Source organism: Brevundimonas sp. (genome assembly GCF_004210735.1).
Lineage (GTDB): Bacteria > Pseudomonadota > Alphaproteobacteria > Caulobacterales > Caulobacteraceae > Brevundimonas.
In genome coordinates, this window is record NZ_SDZL01000028.1 from 22315 (window position 1) to 37569 (window position 15255).

Here is a 15255-nt window from a genome sequence, read left to right on the forward strand (position 1 = left end):
TTCTCGCGTGCGCGCGAACCCCATGCAACGCATCCGCGCGGCCTGCGTTCCCTGGGACCGGGAAACTTGACGGTGACGGGCGCGACCCTTGGAGAACGCGGGACGCGCGCCTAAATTCACGGTCCGGGCCGAAAGCCCGCCCCGATCTATCAGGAGCTGACATGACCGCCACCATCGACACTGGCCTGGACAAAAAGGAACGCGCCGACGTCGCGCGTGAGCTGACCAAGGTCCTGGCCGACAGCTTCGCCGTCTATCAGAAGACCCACGGCTATCACTGGAATGTCCGTGGCCCGGAGTTCTTCAGTCTGCACAACCTGCTTGAGCAGCAGTACCAGGAGATCTGGGCCGCGCTGGACGACATCGCCGAACGGATCCGCGCCCTGGGCGAACTGGCCCCGCAAAGCGGCACGGCATACGCCAACCTGACTTCGATCAAGGACGGCGATCCGGAAAAGGAAGCGCCCGAGATGCTCAAGGAGCTGGTCAAGGATCACGGCACGCTGATCGCTACGGCCCGCGCCGCCCTGGACGCCGCCGACGAGGCCGGTGACGAGGCGACGGTCGACCTGCTGACCCAGCGTCTGGCTGCGCACGAAAAGGCCGCCTGGATGTTGCGATCCAGCCTGGGCTCACGCTGATCCGCCTTGCACGACCGCAATCTGCGGTCTGAAAAGCGCCGCGAAGACCGGATATCACCGGACCTTCGCGGCGTCGCCGTCTGGAGAGCTGATGATACGGATTGACTGGACACAGGCGATGGCCGCCACGCGGCGCCTCGGGGCTGCGGCCCCGGCGGCGCTCGCTGCGTTGGGCGTCGCCATGGCCGCCAGCTCCAGTCCGCGTCCCGACATCGACCACACGGTCGAGGCCATCGCGCGCCTGACGGGCGGTGACCTCAGTCCCCGTGGCCTGGCCCTGGTCAAGGCGCAGCTGGATCCGGCCCAGCTGGCGCTGGCCATGCGCCACGATCCGAACAGTCAGACCCCTGATGTGCTGGGCCTGACACCGGGCTGGGAAAGCCTGAGCCTGGGCGGCAAGCCGTCGATGGATCCCGGCGCCTCGGGTCTTGCGGCGCAAAAGCTGAATGCCGCCATGCCCGTCGCCGGCGGCGCCCTGCGGCCGGCCAACGCCTTTGTCTTCAAGGCCGCCAATGGCGAGGATCGCCGACGCGCGCTGCGCTGCCTGACCCAGGCGGTCTATTACGAAGCGGCGCTGGAACCGACCGTGGGCCAGGAGGGCGTAGCCCAGGTCGTTCTGAACCGGGTTCGGGACGTCAACTATCCCAGGACTATCTGCGGCGTGGTGTTCGAGGGAGCCGAGCGCACAACGGGGTGCCAGTTCAGCTTCACCTGCGACGGCTCGCTGGCCCAGGCGCCGGTCGGCTGGGCGTGGGATCGCGCCCGCAGCGTGGCCGAACGCGCCCTTTCGGGCCATGTCTCGACCGCCGTCGGTACGGCGACCCATTATCACGCCGACTATGTCCACCCCTGGTGGGCGCCGACGCTGAGCAAGGTGACCCAGGTCGGGGCGCACATCTTCTATCGCTGGAAGGGATTCTCCGGCGAAACCGCCGCTTTCAGCCGCGCCTATGTCGGGCGTGAACCGGCGATCGATGAGGCCCGGTTCGCCCGGCCCCGTCTGATCCAGGCCGCCGTGACCGAGGCCGAGGCGGACAAGGCGCGGGCTGACGCAGCGGCCTCGGGCAAGTTCGCCACCCGCACGGTCGAGATCAATGGCCAGACCCGCGTCGTGGGCGTGGCCAGCCTGGGTGGTCGGCGTGTCGCCACGGCAGAAGAGGTCGCCGCCATTAATGCGCGGCTCAAGGCATTTGAAGCGCCGCCTGCGCCTACCGCGTCGCCGCCGCCCGGGGTGACGCCCCTGGCCGTCGAGGAAGTCGGCCGGCCCACCGGCTGATTTGATGCAACGGTCGGGCGGTCTGCGCATTGCCCGTTTCGCCATTTTCCCAGGACCATCGTTTGACCCACGATCATCGCGTCGCCCCGTCATGGGACGAAACAGACCGTCTGGCGGCGCTGCGAAGCTTCGATATTCTGGACACCGATCCGGAAGCGGCGTTCGACGACGTGGCCCGGCTGATCGCACGTCTTTGCGCCGCGCCCATTGCGGTGGTGAACCTGATCGATGCGGATCGTCAGTGGTTCAAGGCCGAGTTCGGGCTGGGGGTGCGCGAGACGCCGCTGGATACCTCGTTCTGTGCGCATGCCCTGCTGCAACAGGACGGCATGGTCATCCCCGACGCCACCCGGGACGAGCGCTTCCGATGCAATCCGCTGGTCACCGAGGCGCCGCATCTGCGGTTCTATGCCGGCGTGCTGCTGAAGACGGCCGAGGGTCTGCCGCTGGGCACGCTGTGCGTGCTGGACGTGGAACCTCGCCCGGATGGTCTGACCGAGTTGCAACAGAACGCGCTTGAGGTCCTGGGGCGCCAGGTCATGAGCCAGCTGGAGCTGCGGCGCGCCCTGAAGCTGAATCGGCAGAGCGAGGACGCGACCCGGCGCGCCCTGGCGGCGTCGGACTATGTCGGGGCCTGGGACTGGGATGTGACCAATGATCGTGTCGTCGCCGACGCGCGGTTCGCGCGCATGTACGGCGTCGATCCGGCCGTAGCAGCCCTGGGCGCGCCGATTGAAGTCTTCACCGCCGCGATCCACCCGGACGACGCCGCCCGCGTGAGCGAGGAAATCGATCGGGCGCTGGCGGCGGGCGGCGCATTTGTCAGCGAGTATCGGCTGGTGGTCGACGGCGTCACCCGCTGGGCCCTGGCGCGGGGACAGGTGTATCTGACCGATCAGGGCGCGCCGTTGCGTTTTCCCGGCGTCATCGTCGATGTGACCGAACGCCGGGAAAAGGATGCGGCCCTGGAATCCAGCGCGCGGGCGCTGGAGCAGAGCGAGGCCAAGTTCCGGGCCATCGCCGACAGCATGCCGCAGATGGTGTGGTCGACCCAGCCCGACGGCTACCACGACTATTACAACGCCCGCTGGTACGAGTTCACAGGCGTGCCGCAGGGCACGACGGACGGCGAGGGCTGGAACGGCATGTTCCACCCCGACGACCAGGCGCGGGCCTGGGACCTGTGGCAGCATTCGCTGGTGACCGGCGACGTCTATGAGGTCGAATACCGGCTGCGGCACCGCTCGGGCGTCTATCGCTGGACGCTGGGCCGGGCGACGCCTGTGCGCAATGACGACGGCGAGATCGTACGCTGGTTCGGCACCTGCACCGACATCGACGACCTGAAGCGGATGGAGCAGGGCAAGGAGCTGCTGAGCCAGGAGCTGAGCCACCGCATCAAGAACATCTTCGCGGTGGTGTCGGCCCTGGTCGCCCTGTCGGCGCGTCAGCATCCGGAGGCCAAGGCCTTTTCGCAGGGGCTGCGGACGCGCATCAACGCCCTGGCGCGGGCGCATGAGTTCGTGCGGCCGCATACCGAGACGTCGCGGCCCCTGGTCGGCACGATGACGCTGCACGCCTTTCTGGAGTCGCTGTTCCGGCCCTATGCCGAGAATGACGGGCGGCCGCGCGTCATCCTGGAGGGGGATGATGCGGTGTTCGACGACCAGGCCGCGACCTCGGTCGCCCTGCTGTTCCACGAACTGGCGACCAACGCCGCCAAATATGGCGCGCTCAGCAAGCCGGAGGGGCAGGTGGTTCTGAGCACCCAGTCCAAGGACGACCGGTTCATCCTGACCTGGCGGGAAACGGGCGGTCCGCCGGTCACCCCGCCCACCCATGCGGGGTTCGGGTCATCCCTGGCCACGCTGTCGGTCGAAGGTCAGTTGGGCGGGCGACTGGAACGAAACTGGGAGCCGGGCGGTTTGACGGTCGTTGCTGATCTGCCGGCCACCGCACTTTCGCGGCGGCGTGCAGCCATCAAGGCGGGTTGATCCGTGTATCAGAAACCGTCAGTTTTATACCCACCCATACCCCTTGGACGGGGTGAGCCTGAACCCACGCCATGACTGCACGCATCCTGATTGTGGAAGACGAAGCCCTGGTCGCCATGGAGCTGCGCTTCCTGCTGGAAGATCTCGGCTATGAGGTCATCGGCACGGCGGGCGATGCGCGCTCGGCCCGCGACATGGTGCGCGAAGAGGACATCGATCTGGCGCTGGTGGATATTCACCTGTCCGACGGCCCGACCGGGGTCGCCCTGGGACGCGAGCTGGGCCAGGAAAAGGGCCTGACCGTCCTGTTCATGACCGCCAATCCGGGCATGGTGCGCGGCGGCGTCGCCGGCGCGATCGGCGTGCTGTCCAAGCCCACCGACGAGGTCGCGGTCCAGAAGGCCGTCGATTACGCCCTGCGGCGTCGCCGCGGCGAACCGGTCCTGTACGCCCCGCCCGAACTTCAGCTGTTCGCCTGAGCCCCTATAAGGGGCGCGTCACCAGACGCCGATCTTCTCGGCTTCCTTGTGGCTGATGGGGTGGCCGGCGGCCATGTGGTCCTGTTCGGCCAGGAAGCGCGCGGCCTCTAGCGCGGCCATACAGCCCATGCCGGCGGCCGTCACGGCCTGACGATAGACGTCGTCGGTCACGTCGCCGGCGGCATAGCAGCCCTCGATCGCGGTCGCCGTCGTGCCCGGTTTGACCCGCAGATAGCCGCCCGCGTTCATCTCCAACTGGCCCTTGAACAGTTCCGACGACGGGGCGTGGCCGATGGCGATGAAGACGCCGTCGGCGGGGATTTCGGTCGTCTCGTTCGTCTTGACGTTCTTGAGCCGGACGCCGGTGACGTTGGTGCCTACCGCCTCGCTGACGCCCAGTATTTCATCGATGGCCACGTCCCAGATCACCTCGATCTTGGGGTGGGCGAACAGGCGATCCTGGAGAATCTTCTCGGCCCGGAACTCGTTCCGGCGGTGCACGACGGTGACCTTTTCCGCAAAATTGGTCAGGAACAGCGCTTCCTCGACGGCGGTGTTGCCGCCGCCGACGACCACCACCTGCTTGCCGCGATAGAAGAAGCCATCGCAGGTGGCGCAGGCGGACACGCCGAAGCCCTGATATTTCGCCTCGCTCTCCAGACCCAGCCATTTGGCCTGGGCGCCGGTCGAGATGACGACCGTCTCAGCCAGCATTTCCATGCCGGAATCCAGCGTCAGCCGGAACGGACGCTGGGACAGGTCGGCCTTGACCACGATGTCGTGGATCACCTCGGTCCCGACGTGCTCGGCCTGTTTCTGCATCTGCTCCATCAGCCAGGGGCCCTGGATGACGTCGGCGAAGCCGGGATAGTTCTCGACGTCTGTGGTGATGGTCAGCTGGCCGCCGGGTTGCAGGCCGGCGATGACCACCGGGTTCAGCGAGGCGCGCGCCGCATAAATGGCGGCGGTCCAGCCGGCGGGGCCGGAACCGATGACGGCGAGGCGGACGGAGCGGGGCGAATCTGGGCGGGGAGCGGATGGAATCGACATGTCCGACAATCTAATGTCGAACGCGGCGTATTGCGACGGAGGATGCGATGTCGAACGATGATCCCAGGCCTCAGGGTGGCGGCAAACGGGGCGGCGACGGCGTCAGCTTCGTCGGCGTCTGCCTGGCCATCGGCGCCGGTCTGGGCGCAGCCCTGGGGATCGTCACCGGAAACATGCCCGTGGGTCTGGCGGTCGGTGTCGGTCTGGGCGTGGCCGTCGGGGCGGGGCTGGACGCGCGCAGGGGACGTCGTCGCTGAGCCGTCATGTCCGGCGCACATTTGTCGCATCGTTGAAGACGGTTTCGCGTCGCTGACTAGGATGAGCGCTGCACAGGAGCGACAGCCCATGATCCGCCACGCCCTCAACTATATCGTCTGCATGATCGGCGGCGCCCTGCTGGGCGGCGGGATCGGCGTGCTGTTCGGGGACGCCTTGTCAGGTGGAGCGATCGGCCTGGTGGTCGGCTTCTTCATCGGTGTGGGTGTCTATGCCTGGAACACCCAGGACGAACCGAACAGCTTCGAGAACCGCAGCCTGGGCGACTGAGCCGGAGTTCAGCGGGTGCGCAGGGCCTCCAGCACGGCCTGCGCTGCGCGTTCGGTCTCGTTCAGCGGCGGATAGGTCCAGGTCGCCAGCGTGCCGTCGAACGGACGGGCGATCCCCAGTGCGCTCAGGTTGTCGTGCAGGCGCGCGAACTTGTCGCCGGACCCTCGCGCGACCATGGGCAGGATGTGCACCGGCTTGCCGGTCGCGGCGGCCTCGGTCGCCATATTGGCGCTGTCTTCGGTCACCAGCACATGATCCGCCGCAAGCAGCATGGCGAACAGGGGGTTGTCGCCCGTCCCGTCCCAGATCCAGCCCGGCAGGGCCGCCAGTCGCGCCGTCATGACCGCCCGTACGGCGTCCGGCGTCCGGCGTGAGAACGTCAGCAACAGGGAGCCGCCTGCGGCCTGCACCGCCTGAGCGATCCGGTCGGCCAGAGCGGCGGCGTGGGCCTCGGTCAGGTCAAAGGCCTTTGACCGGCCGCCGATCATCACCGCCACACGAGGATGCGGCAGGAGATCGATCCGGTCGGCGAAGGCGGGCGCGGCCTGGGCCAGACGTTCCGGTGTGACGCGGTGCGGGCTGCCCACGATCTCGAATACGTTGTCGCCGGACAGCCCGTCGTGGGCCGGGGCGACGATCATGTCATAGGCGTCGTTGCGCCAGCGTGGGTCCTGGGTCTGGACCACGAAGGTCCGTCCGCCGCTCCAGTCATGGACGCGGGCCGACAGGGGCAGGCTGGCGCGGCCCGTCGCGATCCACAGATCGGGCCAGTCGGTCACGGTGCGCGGATCGAACGACCCCGCCGCCAGCATCGCCGGCGTCTTCAGCGCCGAAGGCCAGCGGTCGAACAGCGGCTTCCAGCGGACATGGCTGACGGTGATCCCGGCGGGGGTCAGGCGCGCGACGGCCTCGGCCAGACCCAGGGCCTGATTCTGGATGCCTGTGCGACCGTCCGAGACGACCTGGATGGACAGGGGCGCGTTCAAGAGCCGGTGCGCGGGCCGGTGGGCGAGGGGATCGTGGTCTCGGCGGCGATCCAGCACAGGGCCTCGACCTTGTTGCCGTCGGGATCGCGCAGGAAGGCGGCGTAATAGCCGGGGGCGTAGTGCGGTCGACGACCGGGCGCGCCCTCGTCGAACCCGCCGGCGTCCAGTCCGGCCTGGTGGAAGCGGACGACGGTCTCGGGATCGGGCGCGTTGAAGCAGACATGCACGCCGTTGCCGGACGTGGGGTCCTTGTCGTCGTGCGGTCGGCTGGCCCAGAATTCGGGGAAGGTGCGGCCGTAGCCGATGCCGAACGGATGCTCCATGACGCGTCGCGCGCCAAGCGCGCCCATCACCGCGTCGTAGAATCGACCGGCGCGCGTCATGTCCCGGACGCCGACCGAGACGTGCGACACCAGAGGCGGACGCGTCCCGGTCGGTTCGGTCATGATCTTATTTCCACTCGACCTTGAGGATTTCATAGGCCTTGACGCCGCCGGGCGTGTTGACCTCGACCACGTCGCCGACCTCCTTGGAGATCATGGCGCGGGCGATCGGCGAGGCGACGGAGATCTTGCCCTGCTTCACGTCGGCTTCGTGCTCGCCGACGATCTGATAGCGGCCCTCTTCCTCGGTGTCCTCGTCGACCACGGTGACCGTGGCGCCGAATTTCACCTGGGAGCCCGACAGTTTGGACACGTCGATGACCTGCGCGCGCGAGATCTTGTCCTCGATCTCGGCGATCTGGCCCTCGATCCAGCCCTGACGTTCCTTGGCCGCGTGATACTCGGCGTTCTCGGACAGGTCGCCGTGCTCGCGGGCCTCTGCGATGGCGGCGATAACGCTGGGCCGCTCCACCGACTTCAATTGCTTCAGTTGATCGTCGAGGACACGGTAGCCCTCGGCCGTCATCGGCACTTTTTCCATTGTGTCGTGAGTTTCTTGTTTCGCCCGACTGGAGACGTAGACCGTTACTGACTCATGCCGCGGGGCGCGCGCGGCAGGCCGAATAGGTTAGGGCGCCTGTCCCTGAAACTCAAGATGCAGCGGTTGATGCGCGTCAGACGGGCCGCTTGCGCGACCCGCCGGCGCCGACCTGTTTCATCAGGCTCCAGGCCAGCCAGCCCAGGGCGAAAAGCCCCGCCAGCATGAACAGGCCTGATATCAGGGCAGCCCCTGCCGCCATGAAGGCGAGGCAAAAGGCCAAGGCTGCGGTAAGCGCCGCTATGATCTGAATGGTCCTGAGTCGCATGGCTGTAGAACCCGGTTCAGCGGCATCGGTTGCAGAACCGTGATTGTTCAGGCGTAGGCGTAGGGGCCGCCCCGCTCCAGTGCGCGCTGCCAGGCGGGCCGTGCGTGGATCGCCTTCAGGAAGGCCGCAAGGCGCGGATATTCGGTCAGGGCGAGGGCGCGAGAGGCGGCCGCCTCGACCGGGAAGCTCATCATGATGTCGGCGGCGCCGAACGCCTGACCGCCAAACCAGGGCGAGCGGGCCAGTTCGCCTTCCCAGAAGGCGGCATGGGTGCGCAGTTGCGGATCGACAAAGCCGGTCAGCGCCTTGCTGGCGATTCCCTTCACCAGCGGGCGCAGCAGGGCCGGTGCGCGGCGGGGTAACTGGCTGAACACCAGTTTCAGCAGCAGTGGCGGCATGGCCGACCCCTCGGCATAGTGCAGCCAATAGCTGTAGCGGCGGCCGTCCTCGGTCCCTGGCGCGGCGCGCAGTCGGCCCTGCCCATAGGTTTCGATCAGATAGTCGACGATGGCCCCCGTCTCGGCCACGCGCACATCACCGTCGTCGATGACCGGCGACTTGCCCAGGGGGTGGATAGCCCTGAGCTCAGGCGGCGCCAGCATGGTCCTGGCGTCGCGCTGATAGCGTTTCACCTCATAGGGCAGACCCAGCTCTTCCAGCAGCCAGAGCACCCGCTGCGAGCGGGAATCGTTCAGGTGATGGACGACGATCATGCGGCTTTCCCCCAAGTCGTGGCGACACTGGCCCAGCCCGGCGACAGGGGCAACTGGCGATCAGGCGTTCAGGGTTTCCTGGAAACGAACCGGGCGGCCGTGGGCCTGGCCGATCAGCTCGCCGTCCTGCATCACCACGCGGCCGCGCACGATGGTGGCCATGGGCCAGCCGGTCGCCTCGAAACCGTCGAACGGAGTCCAGCCGCAGCGGCTGGCCTGCTGATCGTGGGTGATGGTGCGTCTGGCCTTCAGGTCGACCAGCGTCAGGTCGGCGTCATAGCTGACCGCCATCCGCCCCTTGTTGGCCGTGCCGAACACGCGCTGCGCCCCGCCTGAGGTCAGGTCGATGAACCGTTCCAGCGACAGGCGGCCGTTGGCGACATGGGTCAGCATGACCGGCACCAGGGTCTGCACCCCCGGCATGCCCGACGGCGAAGCCGGATAAGGGCGGGACTTTTCCTCGATCGTGTGCGGCGCGTGGTCCGAGCCCAGCACGTCTGCCACCCCCTGCTGCATCCCCCACAGCCACAGGGCGTCGACGTGGTCCTGGGACCGGATCGGCGGGTTCATCTGGGCGTAGGCGCCGAGCCGCTGATAGGCCTCGGGCGCGGCCAGGGTCAGGTGCTGGGGCGTGATCTCGACGGTGGCGACGTCCTTGTGGAAGCGCAGATACTCCATCTCGTCGCGCGTGGTGACGTGCAAGACGTGGATGCGGGCGCCGGTCTCCTTGGCCAGGCCGACCAGGCGGCGGGTGGACATGATGGCGCTTTCGGCGTCGCGCACCTCGGGGTGGCTGGTCCAGTCGCCGGTCCGGGCCAGGTCGCGGCGCTCGGCCAGGCGATACTCGTCCTCGGAGTGGAAGGTGGCGCGGCGGCGCACGTTCGACAGCACCTTTCGCACCCCGTCGTCATCGGCGATCAGCAGGTCGCCGGTCGAGGCGCCCATGAAGACCTTGACCCCGCAGCAGCCGGGCAGGCGCTCCAGCTCGCCCAGATGGTCGGCGTTCTCGTGCGTGCCGCCGATGTAGAAGGCGTGGTCGGTCCACATCCGGTCGCGGGCGCGGGCCAGCTTGTCCTCCATCGTCGCCGGATCGGTGGTGTTGGGGTTGGTGTTCGGCATTTCGAACACGGCGACGACGCCGCCCAGGGCGGCCGCGCGGCTGCCGGTCTCGAGGTCTTCCTTCCACTCCAGCCCCGGCTCGCGGAAATGGACCTGGGTGTCGATGACGCCGGGCAGGACGGTCAGGCCGGTCGCATCCACGACCTGGCCCGCCGAGGCCCGGGACAGGTCGCCGATGAAGGCGATGCGGCCGTCGATCACCCCGACGTCGGCCATGCCGCGCCCGGCGTGATTGGCGACCTCGCCGCCGCGAACGATCAGGTCGTAAGTCTGGGTCATGGTCGGCTCCTCAACGAGGCGCATATGCCGACCGATGGGCGCCGGGGACAAGCCCGGTCAGGCGGACTTTTCGGCCAGCAGTTTCCTGGCCGCCTTCAGCACCCGCTCATAGGGCAGGTCCAGCATATGCTGGATAGCCTGGTTCAGGCGCGGGTCGATGGCCCTGAACTCGTTCAGCGAACGCGGGCCGCGCACGGCGACGCCGGTCCAGGGGCGGCGCGCCGCCTCGTCCGAAGGGCCGAAGGCGGCGACCGTGGGCACGCCCGCCGCGACCGCCAGCTGGGTCCACAGCGAGTCGGCGCCGATGAACAGGCTGGCCCGCGACAGGGCCGCGGCGGTCTGGAGCGGGGTCAACTTGCCCTGCAGCTCCATCACCCGGTTGCGGCTGACGGCGAAGCGGATGGTGTGGGCGGAATCGCGGTCGACGTCGTCGCCGACGATCATCAGCCGCCCGCCCGCCATCGGCCCGCCGTCGGCCAACAGGGGCCCGGCCACCTTGGCGTAGCGCTCTGCCGGCCAGTTCTTGCCCATCCAGTCGACGCCCGGCCCGATGGCCAGGATGGGCGCCGGGTTCGATCCGATCAGGGCGTCGGCCATGGCCCGCGTCTCGGGGCTGAAGAACAGCTTCGGCGGCGGGACCTCGTCCAGCTGCAGCACGCGGGCGGCCTGTTCGACGGCGTGCAGGCCGGGCTCGACCGCGCCGCGCACGGCCCGCTTCTGGCGCCGCAGCTTGCCCGACAGGGACGAGCCGCGCATGTCCACGATCAGGCCCCAGCGCGTCTTGCGCAACTGGTCCCACAGGGCGACCCAGTCCCAGCGGCCCTCGCGCTCCAGCGTCAGCAGGCGGGTCAGGCGCGGCGTGTCGGCGAACAGCGGCGCGCTGGCGGGCGATCCGACCACGGTGAAGTCCGCCTGGGGCATGGCCTCGACCAGATAGGCCAGGACGCCGGACGACATCACGGCCTCTTCGGCGTCGGCCTCGGCGATATAGAGAATGGGGAAGCGGCCGCTCATCCGTTAACGGTTACACGGATTCGCGTGGACACGGTCGCCTGCCTCCGACAAGGACAGGCGATGAGCCTGCCCCTGATCCCTGGACGCGACTGTGGCGGCTGCGTCGAGTGCTGCCGCGTCATTCCGCTGAACCTGCCGGAACTGGCCAAGCCGACGGGCCAGCTGTGCGGCTATTGCGTCGACGGGGCGGGCTGTTCGGTCCATGCGATCCGGCCGCAGACGTGCCGGGTCTGGTTCTGTCTGTGGCGGGCGGTCGAGCTGTCGGACGACTGGCGCCCCGACCGCAGCGGCGTGATCGTGCGCCCGGACGGGGTCGAGGACGGGATCATCACCCTGTACGTCGTGCGGCCGTCCGACTTCCTGGCGTCGGAGGCGTTTTTCATCACCATCGCCGGCTGGATCGCCGAAGGGATCGAGGTGGCGCTGAGCGTGCCCGGCCCGGTTGGAACCTATCCGGCGCGGGCGGTGGTCACAGAGTGGCTGCGCCCGGCGATCGAAGACGGCGACCCGGCGGACTTCCTGGCGCGCGTGATGCGGTCGCTGGAGACGCTGGCCGGGCATGATTTCGAACCGGACGGGATTGTGGAGAGATATGCGGTGACCTGACCCTTCTCCCCCTGCGGGAGAAGGTGGCTCGCGAAGCGAGACGGATGAGGGGTTGCGGGGCGTTGAAATCGGCGTCTGGCCGGCGGCAGCGAGACCCCTCATCCGGCCCTGACGGGCCACCTTCTCCCGCAAGGGGAGAAGGAAGACTGGAGCCGTCGCCTCCGCGTCCCTATCTTCACCCCATGCCCATCGCCCGCCTCGACAGTCGCGCCCTTATCCGTGTCAGCGGCCCCGACGCGGGTCCTTTCCTGCACAATCTGCTGACCCAGGACGTGGAGACGCTGGCGCCCGGCGCCCTGCGGTTCGGCGCCCTGCTGTCGGCGCCGGGCAAGCTGCTGTTCGACCTGTTCCTGTGGGGCGAGGACGACGGGGTGGTGCTGGATGTGGCGGCCGAGCGGCGCGACGCGCTGTTGCAACGGCTGGCGATGTACCGGCTGCGGGCGAACGTCCAGATCATGCCGCTGCCTGATTTCGTCTATGTCGCCTGGGGCGAGGCGGTCGAGGGCTTTGTGCCCGACCCGCGCCTGCCCGCGCTGGGCGGGCGCCGCTGGGGCGACCAGAGCCCGCTGGACGCGACCGAGGCCGACTGGCAGGCGCATCGCCTGGCGCTGGGCGTGCCCGACCCCAGCGCCGACGCGCCGCCGGACACCACCTATCCGATCGAGGCGGATTTCGACCTGCTGAACGGCATCGACTTCGCCAAGGGCTGTTTCGTGGGGCAGGAGACGACCTCACGCATGAAGCGGCGCGGCACGCTGAAAAAGCGGATGGCGCCCATCGCCTTTGACGGCGCCCCGCCGCCCTTCGGGGCCGAGGTGTTGAACGGCGACCTGCGCGCGGGCGAGGTGCTGAGCGGGTCCGGCGGCCGCGCCATGGCTCTGCTGCGCCTGGACCGGCTGGACGGCGCGCTGACGGTGGACGGGCGACCGGTGCGAGTGGAAATGCCGGGGTGGCTGACCTGACCCTTCTTCTCCCCTGCGAAGCGGGGGAGAATTGAGGGTTTCGCTGCCCAGAACATCCGGGCAACATCCCCCGCATGACCGATTCACACGCTGAAGGCCGCTGCGGCTGGTGCGGGACGACGGACCCGCTGTACATCGCCTATCACGACACCGAATGGGGCGTGCCCGAGTATGACGCACGCACCCTGTGGGAAAAGCTGGTGCTGGATGGGTTCCAGGCCGGGCTGGCGTGGATCACCATCCTGAGGAAGCGCGAGGGGATGCGCGACGCCTTCGACGGCTTCGACCCCGAGATCGTCGCCCGCTATGGCGAGGCGGACCGCGCGCGGCTGCTGGCCGACCCGCGTATCATCCGATCCGGCGCCAAGATCGACGCGGCCATCGGCGGCGCGCGCATCTGGCTGGAGATGCGGGATCAGGGGCAGGACTTCAGTCAGTGGCTATGGTCCTTCGTCGGCGGTGCGCCGATCCGGAACCAGTGGAGCCATTTCCGCGAGGCGCCGACCCAGACGGCCGAGAGCGTCGCCATGGCCAAGGCGCTGAAGGCGCGCGGCTTCAAATTCTGCGGCCCGGTCATCACCTACGCCTTCATGCAGGCGGTCGGCATGGTCAACGACCACCAGACGACGTGTTTCCGGCATGGGGAGGTGGGTTGAACGGTTCGACGGCTGCTCGCAGTCACCTGCTACGACAACCTTGGCGGTAAAGATCTATGGCTGTATCCATGGCTGGATGGCGCGGCTTTAGTACGTACCGAAGAGGTTGAAATGACTGTTCTGCCTGGACTCTTTCTTATGCTCGTGGCGAGCTCACCAGTCGCTCAGGCTGTGCCTGCCACTGAGGCAGAGCTTGATGCCTATCTCCGTCGTAGAGTGCAGTCAGAACAAGCCAGTCTTCCTCGGGTAGCGGGTGAAGGCTTCACCTTTAAATCGGTGGCGCTCGCCGGCCGCGAAATGAGCTATGCGATTGAAGTGAAGGACATGACTCCTGACGATGTCGTTTCCGGCTTTGATGACATGACGGCTTCCGGCTGCGCCAGCGTGGGAATGTTTATCGCGCGTGGCGTGACTTACCGTTACGTCTATGAGTTTCCTGAAACCGGTGACACCAGAACGCTGGTTCTGAACCAAGAAACCTGCCCCGCCTCATAGGGATATAAGGCGACCATCAACTGCCTTCATGCAGGCGGTCGGCATGGTCAACGACCACCAGACCACGTGCTTCAGGCATGGGGAGGTTGGCGCGACGGTCGCCAGGGCCTGAATGGGTGCGATGCCCCGCATCGACTCGTAGCGGACATCGCCGTCCACGCTTAAGCTCGTCCTATGACAACCTCATCTGCCATTTTCATTGGACGGTGCCGAGGGGCGGCCATCGCGCTCGCTTTGGGTTCGGCAGGATGTGCGAGCGTATCCAGTCAATCCGTGCCGGATGAAAGATTCAGCGGGGTTTTGCAGGTGGTGCTTGGCCACTCGTCATTTCGAGCGGCGAATGGCGAGTTTTATTCAGTGCGAATCGAGGGTGACGAGGCGCGCAATCTGATAGCTAGTCGAGTACGAGAATCCAACAAATCGGAGCCTCTTTGTTTAACGCTCGCCTTCGCGGGCCAGTTACTGGAAGAAGAGGATCTTGTCGGCCGAAAGATCGTTGCGCTAAAGACGCTCGACCACATAGCGCGCGTCGCGTGCCCTTGACGGACATGCGAGCGATTACCCTAGGGCAACGGCGTATCCCACCCATTACGGACACGCGAAGACTGACAGATCGTATGACGATTAAGCTGAGCACATGGGCAGTGGGCGCTTTCATTTTGACTGGGGGCTGTGCGGCGTCCCAAAGCACCAAGCACGACGACATTTACTGGGCGCCTCCCGAAACTGGATCATATTGGGTGCCCGAAGGCACGGAAGTGAGCGCCATCATTCAAGCCGCAACCGCGTGCGGGGCGCGTATCGATGGGGGAGTGTTTCATCACATCCCGGTTCCACCCGGCTTTGCGCGACACGGCTTCCACTTTGTCGATGAGAATTCGTTGGATGCAAAGAAGTGCACCCAGGATCGCCTACGATCTGTCCCGGCGCTTTCAGCGCGCTCCCGAACAACCCCCTAAAGTCTTGCGGGAGCAGGTCGGTTTTCCACCCTCGGTCGACACGGGCCGCACCGGACCTTGACTGCCCAGGTCCTCGACTCTTCCGCTCCGCCCGCGTTCATGGCATGGCGCGCCCATGACCAAGGCCCCCCGCAAACCCGCAGCCAAGGCCGCCCGCGCGATTCCGACGCTGGCGCTGGAGGTGCTGGCGGGCGGGCGGCCTTGGCTGCGGGTTTGCGGGGGGCCTTGGTC

Annotated in this window: 19 protein-coding genes; 11 read left to right on the top strand and 8 right to left on the bottom strand. The window is 67.4% G+C overall.

Features of this window, described 5'->3' with window-relative positions; translation table 11 throughout:
- The first annotated feature begins 161 nt into the window (after positions 1-161).
- The 4 genes from EON91_RS08045 (at position 162) to EON91_RS08060 (ending at position 4390) form a co-directional block, all read left to right on the top strand.
- The gene (locus tag EON91_RS08045; RefSeq protein ID WP_292093261.1) at positions 162-641 is read left to right on the top strand and encodes a Dps family protein; all 480 of its coding nucleotides are present in this window, start codon (positions 162-164) and stop codon (positions 639-641) included.
- 91 nt (positions 642-732) lie between these two features.
- Complete coding sequence (locus EON91_RS08050) at positions 733-1917, top strand: cell wall hydrolase (protein WP_292093264.1); 1185 nt, start codon at positions 733-735, stop codon at positions 1915-1917.
- A gap of 62 nt (positions 1918-1979) precedes the next feature.
- Positions 1980-3911 (top strand): PAS domain-containing protein, encoded by a 1932-nt coding sequence (locus tag EON91_RS08055; RefSeq protein ID WP_292093266.1) that lies wholly within the window; start codon positions 1980-1982, stop codon positions 3909-3911.
- Between the two features lie 71 nt (positions 3912-3982).
- On the top strand, positions 3983-4390 hold the full coding sequence (locus tag EON91_RS08060) for a response regulator (protein ID WP_292093269.1): 408 nt from the start codon (positions 3983-3985) through the stop codon (positions 4388-4390).
- Positions 4391-4408: 18 nt separating this feature from the next.
- Here EON91_RS08060 and trxB read toward each other — a convergent pair whose 3' ends face one another.
- The gene (gene trxB, locus EON91_RS08065) at positions 4409-5440 is read right to left on the bottom strand and encodes a thioredoxin-disulfide reductase (protein WP_292093270.1); all 1032 of its coding nucleotides are present in this window, start codon (positions 5438-5440) and stop codon (positions 4409-4411) included.
- Positions 5441-5487: 47 nt separating this feature from the next.
- On the opposite strand from trxB, the gene EON91_RS08070 reads away from it, so the two are divergent.
- Both EON91_RS08070 and EON91_RS08075 read left to right on the top strand, forming a co-directional pair.
- Entirely contained in the window at positions 5488-5697 is a 210-nt protein-coding gene (locus tag EON91_RS08070; protein ID WP_292093272.1) for a hypothetical protein, read from the top strand.
- Between the two features lie 88 nt (positions 5698-5785).
- Positions 5786-5986 carry a hypothetical protein gene (locus tag EON91_RS08075; protein ID WP_292093275.1) on the top strand — a complete coding sequence of 67 codons (201 nt, stop codon included), beginning with the start codon at positions 5786-5788 and terminating at the stop codon, positions 5984-5986.
- A gap of 8 nt (positions 5987-5994) precedes the next feature.
- Here the strand turns inward: EON91_RS08075 and EON91_RS08080 are convergent, their stop codons facing one another.
- The 7 genes from EON91_RS08080 to EON91_RS08110 all read right to left on the bottom strand — a co-directional run bounded on the left by EON91_RS08080 (position 5995) and on the right by EON91_RS08110 (position 11346).
- Positions 5995-6972 (bottom strand): mitochondrial fission ELM1 family protein, encoded by a 978-nt coding sequence (locus EON91_RS08080; RefSeq protein WP_292093277.1) that lies wholly within the window; start codon positions 6970-6972, stop codon positions 5995-5997.
- On the bottom strand, positions 6969-7418 hold the full coding sequence (locus tag EON91_RS08085; RefSeq protein ID WP_292093278.1) for a VOC family protein: 450 nt from the start codon (positions 7416-7418) through the stop codon (positions 6969-6971). The genes EON91_RS08080 and EON91_RS08085 overlap by 4 nt, the downstream gene beginning before the upstream one ends.
- A 4-nt stretch (positions 7419-7422) precedes the next feature.
- Complete coding sequence (greA, locus tag EON91_RS08090; protein ID WP_292093281.1) at positions 7423-7896, bottom strand: transcription elongation factor GreA; 474 nt, start codon at positions 7894-7896, stop codon at positions 7423-7425.
- Between the two features lie 133 nt (positions 7897-8029).
- Entirely contained in the window at positions 8030-8221 is a 192-nt protein-coding gene (locus EON91_RS08095) for a hypothetical protein (protein WP_292093284.1), read from the bottom strand.
- Between the two features lie 47 nt (positions 8222-8268).
- Complete coding sequence (locus EON91_RS08100) at positions 8269-8934, bottom strand: glutathione S-transferase (protein ID WP_292093287.1); 666 nt, start codon at positions 8932-8934, stop codon at positions 8269-8271.
- 60 nt (positions 8935-8994) lie between these two features.
- Complete coding sequence (locus EON91_RS08105; protein ID WP_292093289.1) at positions 8995-10332, bottom strand: dihydroorotase; 1338 nt, start codon at positions 10330-10332, stop codon at positions 8995-8997.
- A gap of 57 nt (positions 10333-10389) precedes the next feature.
- Positions 10390-11346 carry a glycosyltransferase family 9 protein gene (locus tag EON91_RS08110; protein WP_292093291.1) on the bottom strand — a complete coding sequence of 319 codons (957 nt, stop codon included), beginning with the start codon at positions 11344-11346 and terminating at the stop codon, positions 10390-10392.
- A 60-nt stretch (positions 11347-11406) separates the two neighbouring features.
- Between EON91_RS08110 and EON91_RS08115 the strand changes: the two genes are divergently transcribed.
- From EON91_RS08115 to EON91_RS08135, 5 genes are all read left to right on the top strand, one after another.
- Positions 11407-11952 (top strand): hypothetical protein, encoded by a 546-nt coding sequence (locus EON91_RS08115; RefSeq protein ID WP_292093292.1) that lies wholly within the window; start codon positions 11407-11409, stop codon positions 11950-11952.
- A 182-nt stretch (positions 11953-12134) separates the two neighbouring features.
- A complete protein-coding gene (locus tag EON91_RS08120; protein ID WP_292093295.1) occupies positions 12135-12914 on the top strand; it encodes a folate-binding protein in 780 nt (259 codons plus the stop codon).
- A 74-nt stretch (positions 12915-12988) separates the two neighbouring features.
- Positions 12989-13570: a DNA-3-methyladenine glycosylase I gene (locus tag EON91_RS08125; protein ID WP_292093296.1), complete on the top strand. Its 582-nt coding sequence runs from the start codon at positions 12989-12991 to the stop codon at positions 13568-13570.
- 111 nt (positions 13571-13681) lie between these two features.
- Positions 13682-14065, top strand: coding sequence for a hypothetical protein (locus EON91_RS08130; protein ID WP_292093299.1), 384 nt, complete (start codon positions 13682-13684; stop codon positions 14063-14065).
- Positions 14066-14069: 4 nt separating this feature from the next.
- Positions 14070-14177: a DNA-3-methyladenine glycosylase I gene (locus tag EON91_RS08135; protein ID WP_292093300.1), complete on the top strand. Its 108-nt coding sequence runs from the start codon at positions 14070-14072 to the stop codon at positions 14175-14177.
- Positions 14178-15255: the final 1078 nt, after the last annotated feature.